The 23,152-nt window shown below is 51.2% G+C and carries 22 protein-coding genes; 11 read left to right on the top strand and 11 right to left on the bottom strand.

The features are described 5' to 3' along the window. Positions 1–167: 167 nt before the first annotated feature. On the bottom strand, positions 168–2,846 hold the full coding sequence (gene adhE / locus AC07NP_RS11910; protein ID WP_203361004.1) for a bifunctional acetaldehyde-CoA/alcohol dehydrogenase: 2,679 nt from the start codon (positions 2,844–2,846) through the stop codon (positions 168–170). 477 nt (positions 2,847–3,323) lie between these two features. On the opposite strand from adhE, the gene AC07NP_RS11905 reads away from it, so the two are divergent. The 7 genes from AC07NP_RS11905 to AC07NP_RS11875 all read left to right on the top strand — a co-directional run bounded on the left by AC07NP_RS11905 (position 3,324) and on the right by AC07NP_RS11875 (position 11,240). Next, positions 3,324–3,971, top strand: a complete 648-nt coding sequence (locus tag AC07NP_RS11905) for a YchE family NAAT transporter (protein ID WP_494660595.1) — start codon at positions 3,324–3,326, stop codon at positions 3,969–3,971. A 763-nt stretch (positions 3,972–4,734) separates the two neighbouring features. Next, positions 4,735–6,366 carry an oligopeptide ABC transporter substrate-binding protein OppA gene (gene oppA, locus AC07NP_RS11900; protein ID WP_203361006.1) on the top strand — a complete coding sequence of 544 codons (1,632 nt, stop codon included), beginning with the start codon at positions 4,735–4,737 and terminating at the stop codon, positions 6,364–6,366. Positions 6,367–6,487: 121 nt separating this feature from the next. Beyond that, the gene (oppB, locus tag AC07NP_RS11895; protein WP_203361007.1) at positions 6,488–7,408 is read left to right on the top strand and encodes an oligopeptide ABC transporter permease OppB; all 921 of its coding nucleotides are present in this window, start codon (positions 6,488–6,490) and stop codon (positions 7,406–7,408) included. Between the two features lie 14 nt (positions 7,409–7,422). After that, positions 7,423–8,331: an oligopeptide ABC transporter permease OppC gene (gene oppC / locus AC07NP_RS11890; RefSeq protein ID WP_203361008.1), complete on the top strand. Its 909-nt coding sequence runs from the start codon at positions 7,423–7,425 to the stop codon at positions 8,329–8,331. Positions 8,332–8,342: 11 nt separating this feature from the next. After that, positions 8,343–9,356: a murein tripeptide/oligopeptide ABC transporter ATP-binding protein OppD gene (gene oppD, locus AC07NP_RS11885; RefSeq protein ID WP_192612412.1), complete on the top strand. Its 1,014-nt coding sequence runs from the start codon at positions 8,343–8,345 to the stop codon at positions 9,354–9,356. Then, positions 9,353–10,357, top strand: a complete 1,005-nt coding sequence (gene oppF, locus AC07NP_RS11880; protein ID WP_203361009.1) for a murein tripeptide/oligopeptide ABC transporter ATP-binding protein OppF — start codon at positions 9,353–9,355, stop codon at positions 10,355–10,357. The genes oppD and oppF overlap by 4 nt, the downstream gene beginning before the upstream one ends. A gap of 46 nt (positions 10,358–10,403) precedes the next feature. Next, entirely contained in the window at positions 10,404–11,240 is an 837-nt protein-coding gene (locus tag AC07NP_RS11875; RefSeq protein WP_494660594.1) for an ion transporter, read from the top strand. Between the two features lie 32 nt (positions 11,241–11,272). Here AC07NP_RS11875 and AC07NP_RS11870 read toward each other — a convergent pair whose 3' ends face one another. After that, positions 11,273–11,602 carry an HI1450 family dsDNA-mimic protein gene (locus tag AC07NP_RS11870; RefSeq protein WP_494660593.1) on the bottom strand — a complete coding sequence of 110 codons (330 nt, stop codon included), beginning with the start codon at positions 11,600–11,602 and terminating at the stop codon, positions 11,273–11,275. A gap of 34 nt (positions 11,603–11,636) precedes the next feature. Then, positions 11,637–13,097 (bottom strand): cardiolipin synthase, encoded by a 1,461-nt coding sequence (gene cls / locus AC07NP_RS11865; RefSeq protein ID WP_494660592.1) that lies wholly within the window; start codon positions 13,095–13,097, stop codon positions 11,637–11,639. A gap of 143 nt (positions 13,098–13,240) precedes the next feature. Between cls and AC07NP_RS11860 the strand changes: the two genes are divergently transcribed. Further along, positions 13,241–13,414: a YciY family protein gene (locus AC07NP_RS11860; RefSeq protein ID WP_192612408.1), complete on the top strand. Its 174-nt coding sequence runs from the start codon at positions 13,241–13,243 to the stop codon at positions 13,412–13,414. Between the two features lie 56 nt (positions 13,415–13,470). Here the strand turns inward: AC07NP_RS11860 and AC07NP_RS11855 are convergent, their stop codons facing one another. Next, positions 13,471–13,767, bottom strand: a complete 297-nt coding sequence (locus AC07NP_RS11855) for a YciI family protein (protein ID WP_181630875.1) — start codon at positions 13,765–13,767, stop codon at positions 13,471–13,473. 214 nt (positions 13,768–13,981) lie between these two features. On the opposite strand from AC07NP_RS11855, the gene tonB reads away from it, so the two are divergent. Continuing rightward, entirely contained in the window at positions 13,982–14,707 is a 726-nt protein-coding gene (gene tonB, locus AC07NP_RS11850; protein ID WP_494660591.1) for a TonB system transport protein TonB, read from the top strand. A gap of 44 nt (positions 14,708–14,751) precedes the next feature. Here the strand turns inward: tonB and yciA are convergent, their stop codons facing one another. The 4 genes from yciA to AC07NP_RS11830 all read right to left on the bottom strand — a co-directional run bounded on the left by yciA (position 14,752) and on the right by AC07NP_RS11830 (position 17,141). Beyond that, positions 14,752–15,153, bottom strand: a complete 402-nt coding sequence (yciA, locus tag AC07NP_RS11845) for an acyl-CoA thioester hydrolase YciA (protein ID WP_203361013.1) — start codon at positions 15,151–15,153, stop codon at positions 14,752–14,754. Positions 15,154–15,373: 220 nt separating this feature from the next. Next, positions 15,374–15,913, bottom strand: a complete 540-nt coding sequence (locus tag AC07NP_RS11840) for a septation protein A (RefSeq protein ID WP_192612404.1) — start codon at positions 15,911–15,913, stop codon at positions 15,374–15,376. A gap of 54 nt (positions 15,914–15,967) precedes the next feature. Continuing rightward, positions 15,968–16,711: a YciC family protein gene (locus AC07NP_RS11835; protein WP_203361014.1), complete on the bottom strand. Its 744-nt coding sequence runs from the start codon at positions 16,709–16,711 to the stop codon at positions 15,968–15,970. A 25-nt stretch (positions 16,712–16,736) separates the two neighbouring features. Next, positions 16,737–17,141 (bottom strand): YkgJ family cysteine cluster protein, encoded by a 405-nt coding sequence (locus tag AC07NP_RS11830; RefSeq protein ID WP_494660590.1) that lies wholly within the window; start codon positions 17,139–17,141, stop codon positions 16,737–16,739. A 282-nt stretch (positions 17,142–17,423) separates the two neighbouring features. On the opposite strand from AC07NP_RS11830, the gene ompW reads away from it, so the two are divergent. Together ompW and AC07NP_RS11820 are read left to right on the top strand one after the other, a co-directional pair. Then, a complete protein-coding gene (gene ompW, locus AC07NP_RS11825) occupies positions 17,424–18,062 on the top strand; it encodes an outer membrane protein OmpW (RefSeq protein WP_494660589.1) in 639 nt (212 codons plus the stop codon). A 216-nt stretch (positions 18,063–18,278) separates the two neighbouring features. Continuing rightward, positions 18,279–19,748, top strand: coding sequence for a GGDEF domain-containing protein (locus AC07NP_RS11820; protein WP_494660588.1), 1,470 nt, complete (start codon positions 18,279–18,281; stop codon positions 19,746–19,748). A 32-nt stretch (positions 19,749–19,780) separates the two neighbouring features. On the opposite strand, the gene trpA is transcribed toward AC07NP_RS11820, so the two are convergent. Genes trpA through trpCF form a run of 3 tightly spaced genes read right to left on the bottom strand, consistent with a single transcriptional unit; the run spans position 19,781 to position 23,150 of the window. Next, complete coding sequence (trpA, locus tag AC07NP_RS11815; protein ID WP_494660587.1) at positions 19,781–20,587, bottom strand: tryptophan synthase subunit alpha; 807 nt, start codon at positions 20,585–20,587, stop codon at positions 19,781–19,783. Continuing rightward, positions 20,587–21,780 carry a tryptophan synthase subunit beta gene (gene trpB, locus AC07NP_RS11810; RefSeq protein ID WP_494660586.1) on the bottom strand — a complete coding sequence of 398 codons (1,194 nt, stop codon included), beginning with the start codon at positions 21,778–21,780 and terminating at the stop codon, positions 20,587–20,589. Before trpB ends, trpA begins: the two co-directional genes overlap by 1 nt. Positions 21,781–21,791: 11 nt before the next feature. Then, positions 21,792–23,150 (bottom strand): bifunctional indole-3-glycerol-phosphate synthase TrpC/phosphoribosylanthranilate isomerase TrpF, encoded by a 1,359-nt coding sequence (gene trpCF, locus AC07NP_RS11805; protein WP_494660585.1) that lies wholly within the window; start codon positions 23,148–23,150, stop codon positions 21,792–21,794. Positions 23,151–23,152: the final 2 nt, after the last annotated feature.

Below are 23,152 nucleotides of genomic sequence, written 5' to 3'. Positions count from 1 at the left end.
ACTGGTTTTGTCATGAGTCACCTCTGATTGAGAGTTTACTCACTTAGTCGCGTGTCCACTATTCGCGGGTAAGATCATTGTGCATCGGGCTAACATTAAAAAAACGAAATAAAAAAACGGCCCCAGAGGGACCGTTTAATGTATTTGCTGATATTTACGTGAGTAAATTAAGCAGATTTTTTCGCTTTTTTGTCAGCTTTTGGTGCGGCAGCAACGTCTTTCTTCGCTGCCGTCTCTCCTTCGCTGAATTCACGACCGTAGAAGGTGTCCATCAGAATCTGTTTCAGTTCAGAGATCAGCGGGTAACGCGGGTTAGCGCCAGTACACTGGTCATCGAACGCATCTTCAGACAGTTTGTCCACGTTTGCCAGGAAGTCAGCTTCCTGCACGCCCGCCTCGCGGATGGACTTAGGAATACCCAGTTCAGCTTTCAGGCTTTCCAGCCATGCCAGCAGTTTTTCAATTTTCGCTGCGGTACGGTCGCCCGGAGCACTCAGACCCAGGTGATCGGCGATTTCAGCATAACGACGACGTGCTTGCGGACGGTCGTACTGGCTGAATGCCGTCTGTTTGGTCGGGTTGTCGTTTGCGTTGTAACGAATAACGTTACAGATCAGCAGGGCGTTCGCCAGACCGTGAGGAATGTGGAACTGAGAACCCAGTTTATGCGCCATGGAGTGACATACACCCAGGAAGGCGTTAGCAAACGCGATACCGGCGATAGTCGCTGCACTGTGTACACGCTCACGCGCTACCGGGTTTTTAGACCCTTCATTGTAGGACGCTGGCAGGTTATCTTTCAGCAGTTTCAGCGCTTGCAGAGCCTGACCGTCAGAGAACTCAGATGCCAGTACAGAAACGTAAGCTTCCAGTGCGTGAGTTACCGCATCCAGACCACCGAAGGCACACAGAGACTTAGGCATCTCCATAACCAGGTTGGCGTCAACAATCGCCATGTCCGGGGTCAGTGCATAGTCAGCCAGCGGGTATTTCTGACCTGTAGCGTCGTCGGTTACAACCGCAAACGGGGTAACTTCAGAACCGGTACCGGACGTGGTGGTGACCGCAACCATCTTCGCTTTCACGCCCATTTTCGGGAACTTGTAGATACGTTTACGGATATCCATAAAGCGCAGCGCCAGTTCTTCGAAGTGAGTTTCCGGATGTTCGTACATGACCCACATGATTTTCGCGGCGTCCATCGGGGAACCGCCACCCAGCGCGATGATCACGTCTGGTTTGAAGGAGTTAGCCAGCTCTGCGCCTTTACGAACTACGCTCAGCGTCGGGTCAGCTTCAACTTCAAAGAACACTTCAGTTTCAACGCCAGCGGCTTTCAGAACAGAGGTGATCTGGTCAGCGTAACCGTTGTTGAACAGGAAGCGGTCAGTTACGATCAGCGCGCGTTTGTGACCATCGGTAATCACTTCATCCAGTGCGATTGGCAGTGAGCCACGACGGAAGTAGATAGATTTCGGAAGTTTGTGCCACAACATGTTTTCAGCTCGCTTAGCAACGGTTTTCTTGTTGATCAGGTGTTTCGGACCAACGTTTTCAGAGATGGAGTTACCACCCCAGGAACCACAACCCAGAGTCAGGGAAGGTGCGAGTTTGAAGTTGTACAGGTCACCGATACCACCCTGAGAAGCCGGGGTGTTGATCAGGATACGTGCAGTTTTCATCATCTGACCAAAGTGGTTGACGCGATCCTGCTGGTTATCCTGGTCGGTGTACAGGCAAGAGGTGTGACCGATACCGCCCATGGCGACCAGTTTCTCTGCCTTAAGCACGGCGTCTTCAAAATCTTTAGCGCGGTACATCGCAAGCGTAGGTGACAGTTTCTCGTGAGCAAACGGCTCGCTTTCGTCAACCACTTTCACTTCGCCGATCAGAATCTTGGTGGTTTCTGGTACGGTGAAGCCAGCCAGTTCAGCGATTTTGTACGCCGGCTGACCAACAATCGCGGCGTTCAGCGCGCCATTTTTCAGGATGATGTCCTGAACGGCTTTCAGCTCTTTGCCCTGCAGCATGTAGCCGCCGTGGCTGGCGAAACGTTCACGAACGGCATCGTATACGGAGTCAACAACAACGACAGACTGTTCAGAAGCACAGATTACGCCGTTATCGAAGGTTTTAGACATCAGTACGGAAGCTACCGCACGTTTGATATCCGCCGTTTCGTCAATAACAACTGGCGTGTTGCCTGCGCCTACACCGATAGCTGGTTTACCAGAGCTGTACGCAGCCTTAACCATGCCCGGGCCACCGGTAGCAAGGATCAGGTTGATGTCCGGGTGGTGCATCAACGCGTTTGACAGTTCAACGGAAGGTTGATCGATCCAGCCGATCAGATCTTTCGGTGCCCCGGCAGCGATAGCTGCCTGCAGAACGATGTCGGCAGCTTTGTTCGTTGCATCTTTAGCACGCGGGTGCGGAGAGAAGATGATGGCGTTACGGGTCTTCAGGCTGATCAGAGATTTGAAGATCGCGGTAGACGTCGGGTTAGTGGTCGGAACGATACCACAGATGATACCAATCGGTTCAGCAATGGTGATAGTCCCGAAGGTGTGGTCTTCATCCAGCACACCACAGGTCTTTTCATCTTTGTAGGCGTTATAGATGTATTCAGAAGCGAAGTGGTTTTTAATCACTTTATCTTCGATGATACCCATGCCGGATTCGGCAACGGCCATTTTAGCGAGGGGGATTCGAGCATCTGCAGCGGCCAGAGCGGCGGCGCGGAAGATTTTGTCAACCTGTTCTTGAGTGAAACTGGCATATTCACGCTGGGCTTTTTTTACGCGCTCTACGAGTGCGTTAAGTTCAGCGACATTAGTAACAGCCATAAATGCTCTCCTGATAATGTTAAACTTTTTTAGTAAATCATCTGCTCGATACGAGAGTATAGACAGATCGACGAAAGTTTGTATAAAAGTCTGAAAATCAAACGGTTACTTAACGTCCATTTTGCTCTGATTTACTAAAAGAGCTTATGCGTTAGCGTTAACTGATTCTAGCGCATTACTTCCAGGTGGCGGAAGCCAGATTACTCACTTCTGAGTAGTTATTACGTGATCTGGGTCAAATTTATGCAAAGCTGACACCTTTCAGCATGCCCTTTTAGCAGTTCGCATTACCTGTTGGTGAATTGTTGTGGTGAATGAAGGTTGCATTAGCATAATCCATACATATTAATAACAGTGGAGAATATAGAGGGATAACGCAGATTTGAGGTGAAGTATGCTGCTAAAAGGCGTATCTTCAGCGCGGTTTTTACCATTATTGACGACTAACTTCATACGGCTAACGCTTCGGAGCTAACCGTGATCCAAACGTTATTTGACTTTCCTGTTTACTTTAAATTTTTCATCGGGTTATTTGCGCTGGTTAACCCGGTCGGGATTATTCCTGTCTTTATCAGTATGACCAGCTACCAAACGGCGGCGGCGCGCAACAAGACAAACCTGACCGCCAACTTGTCGGTCGCCATTATTTTGTGGACGTCACTCTTTCTGGGTGACGGCATTTTGCAACTCTTCGGGATTTCGATTGATTCGTTCAGGATCGCGGGTGGGATTCTGGTTGTCACGATTGCAATGTCGATGATCAGCGGGAAACTGGGTGAAGATAAACAGAACACGCAGGAAAAATCAGAAACCGCGATACGTGAAAATATCGGTGTTGTGCCGCTGGCGCTGCCCTTAATGGCAGGGCCGGGTGCTATCAGTTCGACGATAGTCTGGGGTACGCGATATAACAGCATTATGCACCTGGTGGGTTTTTTCATTGCTATCGCTGTTTTTGCGCTGTGTTGCTGGGGCTTATTCCGTATGGCGCCGTGGCTGGTGCGGTTGCTTGGGCAAACCGGCATTAACGTCATTACCCGTATCATGGGCCTGTTGCTGATGGCGTTGGGCATTGAGTTCATCGTGACAGGGCTTAAAGCCATTTTCCCTGGCCTCCTCAGCTAACCCTCCTTTCATATAGACGGAGTCAATATTGGCTCCGTTTTTTTTCGTCATCAGTAAAAGCGCTCACTCACGTTAAAAATTAATGCGAAAAAGGAATCAACACAACGGTCTTTTTAATTTGGTTCTCTGTTGATTTAGCAGGATTTTATTCAATCTTTATGTCTTAACGTCTCGCGTCTCGCTGTTATTTTATTAACATCATACTAAGGGGCTTGATGAAGGATTATTGAAATGTTATTAGTTATTTCAGCGCCACATCAGATGAATGTGCTAAAGAATGACCAATTGTTAAATTTATGTGTATCTTAACATCTGCCCGATGCCTGGGATGGCCGAAGGTGGTGTGTTTACAATAACCTATTGATGAGAGTGATTTTTTATGGAAATTATTCTCTCAAATGATGTCTTCAGGCTGGCATGTTTTTTCTACAAAAGAGAAATAGTTAACAAATCTGTAAATTATATTGGCGGTTAAGAAACGCATTTGGTACTTTCCGGCCAGATATTTTCAGAAGATCTCACGTTGTTGAGAACTATTGTCAATAAAATGATTTACAGAATAAAAGCGCGTCTCTGACAGGGGAGGCGTAGACGGAATCGACGTAAGGCGATCATTCGAATCGTCAAAATAAATAAAGTCGGTGATAGCAACGTAGTAAACGAACTGACAGCAGCAAAATCTCCGGTGCTGTACAGAAACCCAAACGGGATTAAACAGGCTGGTTAAAAAGCCAGTAATTATAATGAGTGGAGTACAAACACAATGTCTAACATCACAAAAAAAAGTTTAGTAGCTGCGGGGATTTTAACTGCGCTAGTCGCCGGAAACGTTGCAATGGCTGCGGACGTCCCGGCCGGCGTTCAACTCTCCGATAAGCAAACTCTGGTGCGTAATAATGGTTCCGAAGTTCAGTCTCTCGACCCGCACAAAATTGAAGGTGTGCCGGAGTCAAACATTAGTCGCGATCTGTTTGAAGGTTTATTGGTAAGTGATGTCGAAGGACATCCGTCAGCAGGTGTTGCGGAAAAATGGGAAAACAAAGATTTTAAAGTCTGGACGTTCCATCTGCGTAAAAATGCAAAATGGTCAGACGGCACGCCGGTTACTGCACATGACTTTGTTTATAGCTGGCAGCGTCTCGCTAACCCGAATACCGCGTCACCTTATGCCAGTTATCTCCAGTATGGCCATATCGCCAATATCGACGACATTATCTCAGGTAAAAAGCCATCAACCGATCTCGGCGTAAAAGCGATTGATGATAATACGTTCGAAGTCACCCTGAGCGAGCCGGTTCCCTATTTCTATAAACTGCTGGTTCACCCGTCCGTTTCTCCAGTACCTAAAGCTGCCGTCGAAAAATTCGGTGAGAAGTGGACTCAGCCCGCCAATATTGTCACCAATGGTGCGTACAAACTGAAAAACTGGGTGGTGAACGAGCGTATTGAGCTTGAGCGCAATACCAACTATTGGGATAACGACAAGACCGTCATTAATCAGGTCACTTATCTGCCGATCTCTTCCGAAGTTACTGATGTTAACCGCTATCGCAGCGGCGAAATCGACATGACCTATAACAACATGCCGATTGAATTATTCCAGAAGCTGAAAAAAGAGATCCCGGATGAAGTCCGCGTCGATCCTTATCTGTGTACTTACTACTACGAAATCAATAACCAGAAAGCACCGTTTAATGATGTTCGCGTTCGTACCGCGCTGAAAATGGCGCTGGATCGCGATATCATTGTCAACAAAGTGAAAAATCAGGGCGATCTGCCAGCCTATAGCTACACCCCTCCGTATACCGATGGTGCGAAACTGGTTGAGCCGGAGTGGTTTAAGTGGTCACAAGAAAAACGTAACGAAGAAGCGAAAAAACTGCTGGCCGAAGCGGGCTTCACCGCAGACAAGCCGTTGACGTTTGACCTGCTTTACAACACCTCCGACCTGCATAAAAAGCTGGCGATCGCAGTGGCTTCCATCTGGAAGAAAAATCTGGGCGCTAACGTGAAGCTGGAAAACCAGGAATGGAAAACGTTCCTCGACACGCGTCATCAGGGCACCTTTGATGTGGCACGAGCTGGCTGGTGTGCGGATTATAATGAACCGACATCCTTCCTGAATACCATGCTGTCAGACAGTTCAAACAACACGGCTCACTATAAGAGCCCTGCGTTCGACAAACTGATTGGCGACACGCTGAAAGTCACTGACGAAGCGCAGCGTACCGAGCTGTACACGAAAGCAGAGCAGCAACTTGATAAAGACTCTGCAATTGTACCGGTATATTATTACGTTAACGCGCGCCTGGTGAAACCCTGGGTAGGCGGTTACACCGGTAAAGACCCGATGGATAATATCTACGTTAAAAACTTATATATTATCAAGCATTAATGGCAAGACGTGGGGCAAGCGAGTTTTGCCCCACAGTGTCTTTTTTTCATCGCACTATAAACACCTCACCTGAGTTCGTTTGACACAGAGGTGTAAAGGCACACGCCAGAAGGTACGGGCAATGTTGAAATTTATTTTACGTCGCTGTCTGGAAGCGATTCCAACACTCTTCATTCTTATCACGATTTCATTCTTTATGATGCGCCTTGCGCCGGGAAGTCCTTTCACCGGTGAACGTGCGCTGCCGCCAGAGGTTCTGGCGAATATTGAAGCGAAATATCATCTGAATGACCCCATCAGTACGCAATACTTCAGCTATCTGAAGCAGTTGGCGCACGGTGATTTTGGGCCTTCTTTCAAATACAAAGATTACACGGTCAACGACCTGGTCGCTTCAAGCTTCCCGGTATCCGCAAAACTGGGGGCCGCCGCCTTTCTCCTTGCGGTGATTCTCGGCGTAAGCGCAGGGGTCATTGCAGCGCTTAACCAGAACACGCGCTGGGATTACACGGTGATGGGGGTAGCCATGACCGGGGTGGTTATCCCCAGCTTCGTCGTGGCACCCTTATTGGTCATGATATTTGCTATCACGCTCAAATGGCTGCCCGGCGGAGGCTGGAACGGCGGGGCACTGAAATTTATGATTTTGCCTATGGTGGCGCTGTCACTTGCCTATATCGCCAGTATCGCCCGTATTACTCGCGGCTCGATGATTGAAGTGCTGCACTCCAACTTTATTCGTACCGCACGGGCGAAAGGGTTGCCGATGCGACGGATTATTTTCCGTCACGCGTTAAAACCCGCGTTGTTGCCTGTTCTGTCTTATATGGGCCCGGCATTTGTCGGCATTATCACGGGCTCGATGGTCATTGAGACAATCTATGGTTTGCCGGGGATCGGCCAGTTGTTCGTTAACGGGGCATTGAACCGTGACTATTCACTGGTGCTGAGTCTCACCATTCTGGTGGGGGCGCTGACCATTGTGTTTAACGCCATCGTCGATGTGCTATACGCCGTCATCGATCCGAAGATTCGTTACTGATACTGGAGCTCGCTATGATGTTAAGTAAGAAAAACAGCGAGACGCTGGAAAATTTCAGTGAAAAGCTGGAGGTCGAGGGCCGCAGTCTTTGGCAGGACGCCCGTCGTCGTTTTATGCACAACCGTGCGGCGGTGGCCAGTCTCGTGGTTCTGGTGATCATCGCGCTGTTTGTCGCGCTGGCGCCGATGCTGTCGCAGTTTACCTATTTCGATACCGACTGGGGCATGATGTCGAGTGCGCCAGATAGGGAATCGGGGCACTATTTCGGAACGGACTCTTCCGGACGCGATCTGCTGGTGCGCGTGGCAATTGGTGGGCGAATTTCGCTGATGGTTGGGATTGCAGCTGCGCTGGTGGCGGTGATCGTGGGGACGCTATACGGCTCGTTATCGGGCTATCTTGGCGGCAAAATTGACTCAGTCATGATGCGCTTGCTTGAGATCCTCAACTCCTTTCCGTTCATGTTCTTCGTTATTTTGCTGGTGACCTTCTTTGGACAAAATATCCTGCTGATTTTTGTGGCGATCGGGATGGTCTCCTGGCTGGATATGGCGCGTATTGTTCGGGGGCAGACATTAAGCCTGAAACGTAAAGAGTTTATTGAAGCGGCTCAGGTTGGCGGTGTTTCCACGGGCAGTATCGTGATTCGTCATATCGTCCCTAACGTGCTGGGTGTGGTGGTGGTGTATGCCTCACTGTTGGTGCCGAGCATGATCCTGTTCGAATCCTTCCTGAGTTTCCTCGGGTTAGGTACCCAGGAGCCGTTGAGCAGTTGGGGAGCCTTGTTGAGCGATGGCGCCAACTCAATGGAAGTTTCACCGTGGCTGCTACTCTTCCCGGCAGGTTTCCTTGTGGTGACGTTATTCTGTTTTAACTTTATTGGCGATGGCCTGCGTGATGCCCTCGACCCGAAAGACCGTTAAGGAGTGCAGCCATGAGTGTAATTGAAACCTCAACCGCGCCGCTCGCGCAGCAACAGGCTAACGCACTGCTGAACGTGACAGATCTTCGCGTGACATTCAGTACGCCAGACGGTGATGTCACCGCGGTTAACGATTTAAACTTTTCGCTTCGCGCAGGGGAAACGTTAGGGATTGTTGGTGAGTCAGGTTCTGGCAAATCTCAGACGGCGTTTGCGTTGATGGGGCTGCTGGCGGCAAATGGACACATTGGCGGTTCTGCAAAGTTTAATGGGCGCGAAATACTGAACTTACCCGAGCGCGAGCTTAACAAGCTGCGTGCTGAACAAATTTCGATGATTTTTCAGGACCCGATGACCTCACTGAACCCGTACATGCGGGTCGGGGAGCAGTTAATGGAAGTCCTGATGCTGCATAAAGGGATGGGTAAAGCCGAGGCATTTGAAGAGTCAGTGAAAATGCTGGATGCGGTAAAAATGCCGGAAGCGCGTAAGCGCATGAAAATGTTCCCGCATGAGTTTTCTGGGGGTATGCGCCAGCGCGTTATGATCGCGATGGCGTTGCTTTGCCGTCCTAAATTACTGATTGCCGATGAACCTACCACGGCGCTTGACGTTACCGTGCAGGCGCAAATAATGACGCTGTTGAATGAACTTAAACGTGAATTTAACACCGCCATTATCATGATCACGCATGACCTCGGCGTGGTGGCTGGGATTTGCGATAAAGTTCTGGTGATGTACGCGGGCCGTACGATGGAATATGGAAATGCACGCGACGTGTTTTATCAACCCGTTCATCCGTATTCAATCGGGTTGCTCAACGCCGTACCGCGTCTGGATGCGGAAGGGGAATCTATGTTGACGATCCCAGGCAACCCGCCGAACCTGCTGCGTTTGCCAAAAGGCTGTCCATTCCAGCCTCGCTGCCCTCATGCGATGGAAATATGCAGCAGTGCGCCTCCTCTTGAGGAATTTAGCCCTGGCCGTCTGCGCGCCTGCTTCAAAGCGGTGGAGGATCTGGTATGAACGCGGTGACTGAACAACGAAAAGTGCTTCTCGAAATTGCCGATCTGAAGGTGCATTTTGACATTAAAGACGGCAAGCAATGGTTCTGGCAACCCGCTAAAACCCTGAAGGCGGTCGATGGGGTGACGCTGCGTCTGTATGAAGGGGAAACGCTGGGCGTTGTGGGCGAATCTGGCTGCGGAAAATCGACCTTCGCCAGGGCGATTATTGGGCTGGTGAAAGCCACTGACGGTAGAGTGGCCTGGTTGGGTAAAGATCTACTGGGAATGAAACCGGAAGAATGGCGCGCGGTGCGTAGCGATATTCAGATGATTTTCCAGGACCCGCTGGCCTCGCTGAATCCGCGTATGACGATTGGGGAAATTATTGCCGAACCTCTGCGGACGTATCATCCCAAGCTGTCGCGTCAGGAAGTCCGCGACCGCGTGAAGGCGATGATGATGAAAGTGGGGCTTCTGCCCAACCTGATCAACCGCTATCCACACGAGTTTTCAGGCGGACAATGTCAGCGTATCGGTATTGCACGCGCGCTGATCCTTGAGCCGAAACTGATTATTTGTGATGAGCCGGTTTCCGCACTGGACGTCTCCATTCAGGCTCAGGTGGTTAACCTGCTGCAGCAATTACAGCGCGAAATGGGGCTGTCGCTGATTTTCATCGCCCACGATTTGGCGGTAGTGAAACATATCTCCGACCGTGTTCTGGTGATGTATCTGGGTCATGCTGTGGAACTGGGCACCTATGACGAGGTGTACCACAATCCTCTGCATCCCTATACCAAAGCGTTAATGTCGGCAGTGCCGATCCCGGATCCGGATCTGGAAAAGAACAAAACCATTCAACTGCTGGAAGGGGAGTTGCCGTCGCCAATCAATCCTCCATCAGGCTGTGTATTTCGCACCCGTTGTCCCATTGCCGGGCCTGAATGTGCTAAAACGCGGCCCGTGCTGGAGGGCAGTTTCCGACATGCTGTTTCCTGCCTGAAAGTAGACCCGTTATAATCGCAAGGGCTGACATTATGTCAGCCCTTATCATTTCGAGGTCACTGTGTCGCTCAACATCTCTTCCGTTCGTGGACGTCTTTATCATCTCTTATTCGATCTGAATACACGTTCTGGTCGCCGCTTTGAAGGGATATGCGGTCTGTTCGCGCTGATTAGCGTCTTAATCATCTTTATTGAATCGGGGCTAGGGACGCAATATCACCTGACCTATAGCGAATGGCATACCTTTGTCTGGCTGGAGATATTCGTGACGCTGGTATTCACCTGCGAATATCTCCTGCGATTATTGACCTGGCCGAATCCGGCGAAATACGTCTTCAGCTTCTGGGGATTCATTGATTTAGCCACCATCCTGCCCCTGTATGTCATGTGGCTATGGCCGGAGATCAGTCTCAATTATGTTTTTGCCTGGCGGGCGATGCGGGCAATTCGTGTTCTGCGGATCCTGAAACTATTGCGTTTCATGCCCTCGTTGCGTGTGTTCTGGGGGGCGATCATTAGCGCGCGTCATCAGTTGATTCTGTTTTATTCGTTTATTGCCATTGTGATGATTATTTTTGGCGCGCTGATGTATTTGATTGAAGGGCCGCAATATGGGTTTACGACGCTAAATGCGTCGGTTTATTGGGCGATCGTAACGGTAACAACGGTGGGCTATGGCGATATTACGCCGCATACTCCATTGGGGCGTATAGTGGCATCGGTGCTGATTTTAATTGGTTACTCTGTTATTGCGATTCCAACAGGCTTAATTACCACGCATATGAGCACGGCGTTTCTGAAACGTAATCAACAGCGTAAATGTCCGACGTGTCAGCAGGGGCAGCACGAATACAGCGCGCAATATTGTAACCGTTGTGGGAATAAACTCCCGGAGTAGATGAAAAAAAAGCCGCGTTAGCGGCTTTTCACTTACTCACGCCAGAGAATATGGCAGAGCTTGTGATCTTTCTCGCGACACAGCAGCACGCGGGCAAAGATGTCGTTAATTTCACCGTCTTCGCTTTCTGCCAGCCCAATCACCACTTCGGCAAAAAAGTCAGGATTCAGGTCAAAATCAACGTGCTCCTGCCAGTCTTCTGCCGGGTCAAACAGTTCTGCGCCGCCGCGTTCTTCGAACTGCAGGTTGAACAGAATAATGTCTGCCGGGTCGAGGTTATCCGCAGCCAGCTCGAGAAAAATATCGTAAGCCTGCTCAAGGGTTTCATCCTCAGTCAGGCGATTGTTCAGATCCATATCCATAATGACTACCTGTTTATCGTCGCTTGCGCACGTTTTACAGCAACGGGCTGAAGAAGTAAAACAGTCGCTCGGTGATTCGTTGCCACAGCGGGCGTTTTACCCACAACCGCGCATCAAGCAGGCGTGAACGCGAGATGTAATCATCCTGAACGGCGGCGAGATCGCCGCCGAATCCCGCATCGTCAATGACCAGCGTTATCTCAAAGTTGAGCCATAAACTGCGCATATCCAGATTCACGGTGCCGACCAGACTCAGTTCGCCGTCAACCAGTACACTCTTGGTGTGTAACAGGCCCCCTTCAAACTGGTAAATTTTGACCCCGGCTGCCAGCAGTTCGCTGAAAAAGGCGCGGCTCGCCCAGCCGACCAGCACGGAATCATTTTTACGCGGAAGAATAATACTGACATCCACTCCGCGTTGCGCCGCGGTGCAAATCGCGTGCAGCAGATCGTCGCTGGGGACGAAGTACGGGGTGGTCATAATCAAATATTCACGTGCAGAGTAGGCGGCTGTCAGCAGCGCCTGGTGGATCAGGTCTTCGGGGAAGCCTGGCCCGGACGCAATAGTATGAATGGTATGCCCGCTGGCCTCTTCAAACGGCATAATATTCTGATCCGGCGGGGGAGGCAGGATGCGTTTACCGGTCTCGATTTCCCAGTCGCAGGAGTAGACGATACCCATTGCCGTCGCGACGGGACCTTCCATCCTTGCCATCAAATCAACCCATTGCCCGACGCCCGCATCCTGTTTGAAAAAACGCGGGTCGACCATATTCATGCTGCCGGTATACGCAATGTAATTGTCGATCATCACCATTTTGCGATGTTGGCGTAAATCCATACGGCGTAAAAAGACACGCATCAGATTGACTTTGAGCGCTTCGACGACCTCAATGCCTGCATTACGCATCATGGCTGCCCACGGGCTGCGAAAGAAGGCGACGCTGCCAGCGGAATCCAGCATCAGACGGCAGTGAATACCGCGGCGGGCGGCGGCCATCAAAGACTCCGCGACCTGATCGGCCATCCCACCTGGCTGCCAGATGTAGAACACCATCTCAATATTATGGCGCGCGAGCTGGATATCGCGGATCAGCGCCTGCATCACATCATCGGAATCGGTGAGCAGCTGCAGTTGGTTTCCCTTAACCCCCGCAATTCCCTGACGACGCTCGCAAAGTTTAAACAATGATGAAGCAACGCTACTGTTTTCCTGCGCGAAAATATGTTTGCAGGCCTTGAGATCGTTCAGCCATTTGGCGGTCGACGGCCACATGGCTCTGGCGCGTTCTGCCCGACGTTTTCCCAGGTGGAGTTCACCAAACGAGAGATAAGCAATAATCCCTACCAGCGGCAGAATATAGATAATCAGCAGCCAAGCCATCGCGGAAGGCACTGCACGTCGTTTCATCAAAATGCGCAACGTCACGCCGGCAATCAGAACCCAGTATCCGAGAATGACCAGCCAACTCACCACTGTGTAGAAGGTTGTCATAACATTAAAAATCCTTTTGAAAGCGTATTGTTATGAGTTTACGCATCAGGATTCATCTGGCAAATAAAAACACAGGAAAAGCGCTGGTCTGAGTTTGGTGAGGGCGTATAATGCTCGCCTCCAGCACTGTAAGAGTCGTTAACATGAAACGTAGTAGAACGGAAGTGGGACGCTGGCGTATGTTACGTCAGGCTAGCCGCCGTAAAGCGCGTTGGCTTGAAGGGCAGTCGCGTCGCAATATGCGTATCCACTCAATCAGAAAGTGTGTTCTCAATCATCAACGTAACTCGTTGCTGTTTGCGATCCACAGCATCTGATTAAAATAAGGGCACCGCATCCGGTGCCCAACGACTTCAGTGGTGTCCAATCGGACTTAGAATACTTTTTTGTAGGGCTTGACGGAAACCTGTGCGTAGACACCCGCGGCAACATACGGGTCCGCTTCTGCCCAGGATTGCGCAGCTTCCAGAGATTCAAATTCAGCAATGACCGTTGAGCCGGTAAAACCTGCTGCACCGGGATCGTTGCTGTCAACGGCAGGCATTGGACCCGCCGTGAGCAGGCGGCCTTCATCGTGCAGAAGTTGCAGACGCGCCAGATGTGCGGGGCGAACCGAAAGGCGCTTTTCGAGAGAGTCGGCGATATCCTGAGCGTAGATGACATACAGCACGGGTAGAGCTCCTTAATAGGTAAAAGTCGTTAATTACGTTATTGGAAAGGACTCTCAACTGCAACGCAAAGATGACGGCTTTGTTAAGACGTACACTTTGCAGGGCTTTTTTAGGATAATATTGCGTTTTAAATGCACCTCATTGTGATGTCTTATTGAATATGATTGCTATTTGCATTTAAAATCAGGGCCTGGTTTTTTAACTGAAACGATTATGACTTCAATGACCCTTGATCTACCTCGTCGCTTTCCCTGGCCGACGTTACTTTCCGTTGGCGTTCATGGTGCTGTAGTGGCGGGACTGCTGTATACCTCGGTACATCAGGTTATTGAACTGCCTGCGCCTGCGCAGCCGATCTCCGTCACCATGGTCGCGCCTGCCGATCTTGAGCCTCCTCAGGCTGTTCAGCCGCCGCCGCAACCTGTCGTCGAACCTGAACCCGAACCTGAGCCGATCCCGGAACCGCCAAAAGAAGCGCCGGTAGTGATTGAGAAACCGAAGCCAAAACCGAAACCCAAGCCTAAGCCTGTGAAGAAGGTTCAGGAGCAGCCGAAGCGTGATGTGAAGCCGGTTGAGTCGCGTCCGTTGACGCCGTCTGAAAACACCGCGCCTGCGCGTCCGACGACCAGTACCGCACCTGCGACCAGCAAACCTGCGGTCAGTGCGCCTGCGGGCCCTCGTGCCCTGAGCCGTAATCAACCGCAGTATCCGCCGCGTGCGCAAGCGTTGCGTATCGAAGGGCGGGTCAAGGTGAAATTCAACGTGACGTCCGACGGACGTGTTGACGATGTTGAAATACTCTCAGCACAACCGGCGAACATGTTTGAGCGGGAAGTGAAAAACGCGATGCGCAAATGGCGCTATGAAGCCGGGAAGCCAGGTAACGGGTTGGTGGTGAATATTGTTTTCCGCCTCAATGGCACAACGCAGATAGAATAAGCGTGATGATGATTAAAAAAGCCTCCACATCCGGAGGCTTTTTTTTACTTCTGAACTGGCAAGGCGCGGGGCTTGCCGTCTTTGTCTACCGCAACATAAATAAACAGCGCTTCAGTCGCTTTATAACGCTGTCCAATCGGCTCAGAGGCCACCTTTTTAACCCACACTTCGATGTTGATGCTGACAGAGGTTGTGCCGCGTCTTATACAGCGAGCGTAACAGCACACCACATCTCCCACCGCGACAGGGCGTAAAAACGTCATTCCCTCGACGCGCACGGTCACCACGCGGCCATGGGCAATTTCTTTGGCCTGAATGGCACCGCCAATATCCATTTGCGACATCAGCCAGCCGCCAAAAATATCGCCATTGGCATTCGTATCAGCAGGCATGGCCAGCGTGCGTAAAACAAGTTCGCCCTGGGGGACATTATTCGTTGTTGTCATTGTAGAACCGACTATAGAAAAAAATTACAGGCGCGATGCTACTATGATTTGCAGATTGAGAACAGAGGAGATACGCCGCGCACCGCGGGTGCCCCGGCAGCTCAGAAGGAAAGGGTGACATTTCCACCATCGCTTTATGATTCATACAATCTGTGCAGCGAAATACGGGGAACAACGCAGAAAAGAGAAGCGCCAGAGAAAAGGTCTGGCGCTGTTAAGATTACGATTTGTCTTCCTGGGGGAGATGGCGGTAAATATAAACGCCGCTCAACAGGGTGAAAATCAACGTTAATGCGGTCAGGCCAAAGACTTTAAAATTGACCCAAATATTTTGCGGCAGCCAGAACGCGATGTAGATATTCGCAAGGCCGCACAGGATGAAAAAGACCGCCCACGCCAGATTTAACTTCGACCACACAGGTTGAGGGAGCGTAAGTTCTTTCCCAAGCATGCGCTGAATTAATGGCTTTTTCATAATCCACTGGCTTACCAGCAAGGCGCCCGCAAACAAGCCGTAAATCACCGTCACCTTCCATTTAATAAATTCATCGTTATGGAAGAAAATGGTCAGGCCGCCAAACACTGCAACCAGAATAAAGGTGATCAACGCCATCTTCTCAACCTTGCGATAGCGTACCCAACTGTAAATCAGGACAATTGCGGTGGCGACGATCAGGGCTGAGGTTGCCGCATAGATGTCATAAAGCTTGTAAAAGGCAAAAAAGACAACCAGCGGTAAAAAATCAAGAAACTGCTTCATTCTTCGATTCCGTAATTAACATGCATCGGCCGGAAAGCGCCGACGCACATAGGGTTATTGGCGAATCAACATATACAGGCGGAATAAATAGATGAGCAAAACGGCAGAGATCAAATTGCTCAGCGTATTCGCCACCACCGCGCCCACGTTCGGGGTCAGTACAGCAAAGTTAGGTGCAAAGAGCAGAAGCAACGTTTTTGCCAGCAACCAACTGATCACCGCGGGCGCGACCAATCGCATATTAGACCACGCAAGACGCATGCTGTTGCGCATTGCAGCAAAAACACCCATTTTGTCCTGAACCAGCATGACTGGCGCAAGTGCGAGGAGGATGGCCATGAGAATACCAGGAACCACCACCAGCATAATGCCAATCTGCACCAGCAGCGTCGTCAGGAAAATCAGAATAAACAGCTTAGGCAAAACAGGGGCGCTGGCGCCAATGGCGCGTAATGCACTTACCCGATGACCGGCCGAAATCAATTGAATCATCAGCATGACGCCGCCTGCCAGAATGGCATTGCCAATGAGACCTGAAAACGTCGAGGCTGCAGAAGCACGTAACAAGATTTGCTGCTGTTCCGGCGTCATGTTTTGCACCAGGTCGAACAATCCAACGCTACCCGCCAGATGGTCGCCTTCGCTGAGTTGTGCAATTTGCGCGTCGCTGGGGGAAAAGGCATGACCTAAAACCACCGTGATAAACGCGCACAGCAACGATACCAGTAAGATGGTAACAAATTGATTACGGAAAAAATTCCCCGTGTCACGGTATACGGACTTCGCCGTGATAGACATGCACTCTCCTTGAGTTCTGCAGGTGTTAATTAGCGGGCAATTGTACCCTGGATAACCCGTGAGTGGCAGCATCAAGGCTTGTATGGAAAAGCATATCTTTGTAAAGCGGAGGTAATCCGTATCGGGCGCGGGCGCGGTTACAGGCTTCGTTGACCTCGCCATCTTCCCCTGACATGGCAAATTCCCGGCAGGCGGAGGGGCGGTTTTCATAGATCGTACAGCTGACATTTTCGCCGGGAGAACCGGAAAGCGCCACGCAGCGGGACTGTTTTTGGTTGGTGCCCGCCATACAACGTAGAAAGGGACTCACCGGTTCCGTCAGATGAACCGGGACAGGGCCGCCAGCATCACTGGCTTCCGCCCAATAAAAAGAGACACGAAAAAACGCACAACAGGCACCGCACGTCATGCACGGGTTGAGATCGCTCATGATTTCACCTGCAACAAGATAACGCATCAATTCAATTGTGAGAAAGCTAAATTAGCGCCCAGTTTCAGGAAGGGCAAGAGGGAAGCATCTGAATATTTTCAGTTCGAAAATATATCGAATTTGATCTGTATCAGTTTAACTAGGATTTTGAATGCAAGTTCTAAATTAATCCAGATCAATAAATGTTAAATTACAAGATGTAATGTGATCTGTGTTAGATCACTTTTTACTCCATTGTAGGTATATTCGTCACGCTTTTATAACCATAACGATGGAGCGGACATGAAAAAATTAACAGTGGCGGCGTTGGCAGTAAGTACTCTTCTCTCTGGCGGGGTTTATGCGCATGAAGCGGGCGAGTTCTTCATTCGTGCAGGTTCGGCAACCGTTCGCCCGACCGAAGGGGCGGGTGGTACGTTAGGCAGCCTGGGCGGATTTGATGTTAGCAACAATACGCAACTTGGCCTGACATTCACCTATATGGCAACGGACAATATCGGTATCGAACTGCTGGGCGCGACGCCGTTCCGTCATAAGATTGGAACCTCATCAACCGGTGATATCGCTACCGTTCACCATTTGCCGCCGACGCTGATGGCGCAATGGTACTTTGGTGATTCCAGCAGCAAACTGCGTCCGTACGTTGGAGCCGGTATTAACTACACCACCTTCTTTGACACGGGCTTTAACGACAAAGGAAAAGACACTGGATTGTCTGACCTGAGCCTTAAAGACTCCTGGGGCGCAGCAGGGCAAGTGGGTATGGATTATCTGATCGACCGCGACTGGCTGATCAACATGTCGGTTTGGTACATGGATATCGACACGACCGCGAACTATAAACTTGGCGGCGCTCAGCAGCATGACAGCGTTCGCCTCGATCCGTGGGTGTTTATGTTCTCTGCGGGTTATCGCTTCTAAAATCCTCATCGCTATCGAAAAAGGCTGGTTGCATTGCTACCGGCTTTTTTTTCGTCTCTTGCAACGGCTATTTTTATTTTTCCCCTCGCTTAACTCTCTGAAATGCTAACATTAGTAAAATTATCGCCGTCTCTGGCAAGCAGATTTCAGGGATGCTATGCAACAACATAAACGGGCGACCGGTTTTGCAGTGCTGTTAATAAACTGGGTGAACGCGTGAAGATTGTGCAGGATGGGCTGAGAAACCGGCAGGCATTGTTCATATCAGGGCTTATCACCTTGCTTTTTACCTCACTGTTCATTTTTGTGATTTATGAACAGCGACTGGCGGCGGCCAGTGATGGCATGAATCGTCTGCAGACGCGGATGGTAGACATTTTTAATGACAACGAACTGATCGCCGATGCGACGGGTGAACGTTATCACCAGATTAAAAATGCCGGCATGTGTGGCGATACTTCGCTCTTTATTCCCAGAGATAACGACGCCTGGGGAATCAATGCCGACAAAAAACGAATCCATTCGGCGACAGGCGCGATGGTGGCAAAACATACCGGTGTTAACGCGCTATGTATGTTTACCGCGGCAGAATTTATCCGCGACAGGGTCAATGCCCTCAATCCCGGAAATTATGACGCGCACCGGTATATCATCGCCAAAGATGCCGATTACTTTTATTGGTTTACGCCCGCAGATTCCCGGATGTTTCATTTCTCTGACTCGGAGATGGCGAGAGATATTCGCAGCTTTTTTTACCCCCCCGTTGATTTTTATACCCGTCTGCTGGAAAAAAACGTCAAAACCAAGGCGCTGAGCTCAACCAATTTCTATACCGATAAAATCACCGGCGAAAAAGCCTTTAGCGTGGTGAGCTATATTTACGACCTTTCCGGAAAAGAGATCTCCGACCATATTGTGGCCTATCTGGTCTACGACCACGCCAGGCCAGAGTTGCAGGAAGCCCTGGCTAAAGCTTTTGATAACCAGATACCCCATGGGCTTAATGTGGCGCTGGTGAATGTCACCAACAAAGAGTCGTTGTGCCTAACCGGGAACTGCTCGTCGATGGGGAAAAGCATCGTCAAAATAGTGTCTGAAAAGTATGTGTTCAAATACACCATCTCACTTGGGCGTTTTGTCACGCATGACATCCAGGCGGGTATTGCGATTCTGTTGGCGCCGTTCTTTTTTATTATGATCAGTCTGGGGCTGAAGGGATGGCTCAACGAAAGTGACCTCAAGATTTATATCGACTCTTTGACCGGCTGCTTTAACCGCAAGATCCTCGATATTATTAAACGCCGTGATCTCTCGCGTTGCGCTGTGATTCTGCTGGATTGCAATAAATTCAAAGCGATCAACGATATCTGGGGACATGTGGCTGGCGACAGGGCGCTCCAGGTTATCGCGAACCGTATGCTTTCCAATACCCGAACCAGCAATGACATGGTGATACGCACGGGCGGTGATGAATTTGTGATTCTGCTTTACCGGGCAAAAGCCAGTGATGCTATTGCGGTTGCAGAACGCATTGCCAGCCAGGTGCAGGGATATGCGTTTTGGGTTGGCGGTAATCAGGTACCGTTGTCGGTGTCATGGGGAATTGCGGAAGTGAACGGCGCCCTGGATGCGGCGATCCAGGTTGCGGATAATGAAATGTACAAAATGAAACAGGCGAAAGGGTAAACCGCCAGACGTGCTCTGGCGGTTGCCGGACATTACGCGCGCGTTGCCGCTTTCATTGCCGTGACGAACGTTTTTAGCTCGGCCAGCATCTGTTCGGGTTTATCGAGGTTTTTCTCGATGATTTTAACAATCGCTGAACCGGAAATGGCTCCTGCCGCACCGGCTTCAACTGCCCCGGTGACCTGTTCCGGTGAAGAGATCCCGAACCCCTGCAACGGCGGGGCCGCATTGTACTCTTTCAGTTTTTCGACCAGATGGTGCAACGGCAGCGCGGCACGATTTTCTGTCCCCGTCACCCCCGCCCGGGAGAGCAAATAGGTGTAGCCGCGGCCCCGGGAGGCAATCTGGCGCAGAAGCTCATCATCGGCATTCGGCGGGCAGATGAAAATCGGCGCGACATTGTGGCGCAGTGCCGCCTGATGGAAAGGCGCAGACTCTTCCACCGGTACGTCGGCAATCAGCACGGAGTCAACGCCGACTTTTTCGCACTGGGCGTAAAATTCGTCGATCCCTTTGCTGAAGACCAGGTTGGCGTACATCAGCAGGCCCACAGGAATGTCAGGGTGCTTCTGGCGAATTAACGCCAGCATCTCAAAACATTGCGTTGGGGTAACGCCCGAGGCAAACGCGCGCAGCGTGGCTTCCTGAATCGTCGGGCCGTCAGCCAGCGGGTCGGAGAACGGTATCCCGAGTTCAAGGGCATCGGCACCGGCCGCGATCAGCGTATCAATAATGTTCAGCGATTGCTCAACCGAAGGGTCGCCCAGCGTGACAAAGGGAACAAATGCGCCTTCTTTACGATCCTTCAACTGTGCAAATAAATTGTCGTAGCGTTCCATCAGATTTCCCCTCGCGCTTTCAGAATGTCGTGTACGGTGAAAATGTCTTTGTCGCCGCGACCGGAAAGGTTAACCACCAGCAGTTGCTCTTTTTCCGGGTTGTCGCGCATCATTTTTAACGCATGCGCCAGGGCGTGAGACGACTCCAGCGCCGGGATAATACCTTCATGCAGGCACAGGGTTTTGAACGCCTCAAGCGCTTCGTCATCGGTGATCGACACGTAATCGGCACGACCGATACTGTTCAGGTACGCGTGTTGCGGTCCGACGGACGGGAAATCCAGCCCGGCGGAAATCGAGTAAGACTCTTCAATCTGGCCTTCTTCCGTCTGCATCATCGGTGCTTTCATACCGAAGTAGATGCCGACGCGACCGTGTTTGAGCGGCGCGCCATGCTCACCAGTTTCGATCCCGTGACCGCCAGGTTCTACGCCAATCAGTCCGACGCTGGTTTCGTCAATGAAATCAGCAAACATACCGATCGCATTTGAACCGCCACCGACACAGGCGATAACCGCGTCGGGCAAACGACCTTCTTTTTCCAGGATCTGGGCTTTGGTTTCTTCCCCAATCATGCGCTGGAACTCACGCACAATGGTCGGGAACGGATGCGGACCCGCGGCAGTACCGAGCATATAGTGCGCGGTGTCATAGCTGCCAGACCAGTCGCGCAGCGCCTCGTTACAGGCATCTTTCAGGGTTGCGGAACCGCTGTGAACCGGGATTACTTCAGCCCCCATCAAACGCATACGGAACACGTTAGGCGACTGGCGTTCAACATCTTTCGCACCCATATAAATGCGGCATTTCAGCCCCAGCAGCGCACTGGCAAGCGCGGAGGCTACGCCGTGTTGACCCGCACCGGTTTCGGCAATAATTTCGGTTTTGCCCATCCGCTTGGCCAGCAGCGCCTGACCCAACACCTGGTTGGTTTTGTGCGCGCCGCCGTGCAGCAGATCTTCACGCTTCAGGTAAAGGGTGGTTTTGGTACCCGCCGTGATGTTCTGGCATTTGGTGAGCGCGGTCGGGCGACCGGCGTAGTTTTTGAGCAGGTCGGTAAACTGGGCCTGAAACGCTGGATCTTTCTGCGCGCTGACGAACGCTTCTTCCAGTTGACGCAGGGCTGGCATCAGGATCTGTGGCACATACATGCCGCCAAATTCACCAAAGTACGGATTCAGTAATGTTGTCATGTGTTTCTTCCTTAATAAGCGCGCAGTGTCTGAAAGACCGAGGCCAGAAGACGCGCATCTTTGATGCCCGGCTGCGACTCTACACCAGAATTAAAATCGAGGCCGGCACAGCCGGTTTTAGCCGCGTCTACGCAGTTGTCCGCGCTTAATCCGCCAGCCAGTAAAACATTGTCGAGCGTCTGACCCTGCAATAAGGACCAGTCAAAACGTTGCCCTGTACCGCCCTGGCCGTTATCCAGAAGGTACTTATCGACCTGCTGATAATCGCGGGCAGGGAGCGTGTCGCCGACGCTCAACGCTTTCCAGATTTGCACCTGTTCAGGCAGTGCAGCGCGTAGCGCATTCACATAAGTCTGATCTTCGTGACCGTGCAGTTGCACCGCGGCTAGCGACAGGGTGGTGGCTTTCTCGCAAACCTCTGCAATCTGTGCATCACGAAAGACGCCAACATACTGCAGTGGTGCGGCCGCCATAACGTCCCGTGCCTGCTCAGTGCTCACGGCACGAGGAGAGGTAGCCGCAAAAATCAAACCGCCATAAACGGCGCCAGCGTCATACGCCGCCTTTGCATCCTGGGGACGCGTCAGGCCGCACACTTTATTCTCACCCAGCAACACCCGGCGCACGGCGGCGTGGAGATTGTCTTCGGACATCAGCGCAGAGCCGATAAGGAAACCGTTGGCGAAGTGGCTCAGTTCACGCACCTGACCGTAGGTGTTGATCCCGGATTCGCTGATCACGGTCACGCCATGACCCAAACGCGGCGCAAGCTGCCGGGTGCGATTCAAATCAATCGACAGGTCGCGCAGGTCGCGGTTATTGATACCGACCACTTTTGCGCCGAGCGCAATGGCACGCTCCAGCTCTTCTTCGTTACTGACCTCGGTCAACACGCCCATCTTTAAGCTGTGCGCCACGGTGGCAAGCTGGCGGTACTGCTCGTCATCCAGTACCGAAAGCATCAGCAGGCAGGCATCCGCCTGATAATGGCGCGCCAGATAGATTTGGTAAGGGTCAATAATGAAGTCCTTACACAGAATCGGCTGCGGCGCGATGGCGCTGACCACCGGCAGAAAGTCAAAACTGCCCTGAAAATATTTCTCGTCGGTCAGTACGGAAATCGCCGACGCATAGTGCTTGTAGACCCCAGCAATCTGCGCAGGGTCGAAATTCTCCCGAATTACGCCTTTCGAGGGGGAGGCCTTTTTACACTCCAGGATAAACGCGGTACGCGCGCCCTGCAGGGCATCATAAAAATGTCGTGAACTCGGCTGGATGTCGTTCTGAAAACTGGCCAGCGGTTGCTGCTGCTTACGGGCTTCTACCCAAATCACCTTATCTGCGACGATTTTCGCTAAAACGGTTTGCATTA

This window comes from Citrobacter sp. GW821-FHT07H02 (assembly GCF_059418505.1).
This window is presented reverse-complemented; position numbering and strand designations above follow the sequence as displayed.

Excerpts from the sequence above, each read along its gene's own strand:
- AC07NP_RS11870 (WP_494660593.1), bottom strand. The coding sequence starts at position 11,602 with ATGGATATGGATCTGAACAATCGCCTGACTGAGGATGAAACCCTTGAG.
- AC07NP_RS11835 (WP_203361014.1), bottom strand. The coding sequence starts at position 16,711 with ATGTCTATCACGGCGAAGTCCGTATACCGTGACACGGGGAATTTTTTC.
- AC07NP_RS11860 (WP_192612408.1), top strand. The coding sequence starts at position 13,241 with ATGAAACGTAGTAGAACGGAAGTGGGACGCTGGCGTATGTTACGTCAG.
- trpA (WP_494660587.1), bottom strand. The coding sequence starts at position 20,587 with ATGGAACGCTACGACAATTTATTTGCACAGTTGAAGGATCGTAAAGAA.
- cls (WP_494660592.1), bottom strand. The coding sequence starts at position 13,097 with ATGACAACCTTCTACACAGTGGTGAGTTGGCTGGTCATTCTCGGATAC.
- trpB (WP_494660586.1), bottom strand. The coding sequence starts at position 21,780 with ATGACAACATTACTGAATCCGTACTTTGGTGAATTTGGCGGCATGTAT.
- adhE (WP_203361004.1), bottom strand. The coding sequence starts at position 2,846 with ATGGCTGTTACTAATGTCGCTGAACTTAACGCACTCGTAGAGCGCGTA.
- oppB (WP_203361007.1), top strand. The coding sequence starts at position 6,488 with ATGTTGAAATTTATTTTACGTCGCTGTCTGGAAGCGATTCCAACACTC.
- oppD (WP_192612412.1), top strand. The coding sequence starts at position 8,343 with ATGAGTGTAATTGAAACCTCAACCGCGCCGCTCGCGCAGCAACAGGCT.
- oppC (WP_203361008.1), top strand. The coding sequence starts at position 7,423 with ATGATGTTAAGTAAGAAAAACAGCGAGACGCTGGAAAATTTCAGTGAA.
- AC07NP_RS11830 (WP_494660590.1), bottom strand. The coding sequence starts at position 17,141 with ATGAGCGATCTCAACCCGTGCATGACGTGCGGTGCCTGTTGTGCGTTT.
- oppF (WP_203361009.1), top strand. The coding sequence starts at position 9,353 with ATGAACGCGGTGACTGAACAACGAAAAGTGCTTCTCGAAATTGCCGAT.
- yciA (WP_203361013.1), bottom strand. The coding sequence starts at position 15,153 with ATGACAACAACGAATAATGTCCCCCAGGGCGAACTTGTTTTACGCACG.
- ompW (WP_494660589.1), top strand. The coding sequence starts at position 17,424 with ATGAAAAAATTAACAGTGGCGGCGTTGGCAGTAAGTACTCTTCTCTCT.
- oppA (WP_203361006.1), top strand. The coding sequence starts at position 4,735 with ATGTCTAACATCACAAAAAAAAGTTTAGTAGCTGCGGGGATTTTAACT.
- trpCF (WP_494660585.1), bottom strand. The coding sequence starts at position 23,150 with ATGCAAACCGTTTTAGCGAAAATCGTCGCAGATAAGGTGATTTGGGTA.
- tonB (WP_494660591.1), top strand. The coding sequence starts at position 13,982 with ATGACTTCAATGACCCTTGATCTACCTCGTCGCTTTCCCTGGCCGACG.
- AC07NP_RS11840 (WP_192612404.1), bottom strand. The coding sequence starts at position 15,913 with ATGAAGCAGTTTCTTGATTTTTTACCGCTGGTTGTCTTTTTTGCCTTT.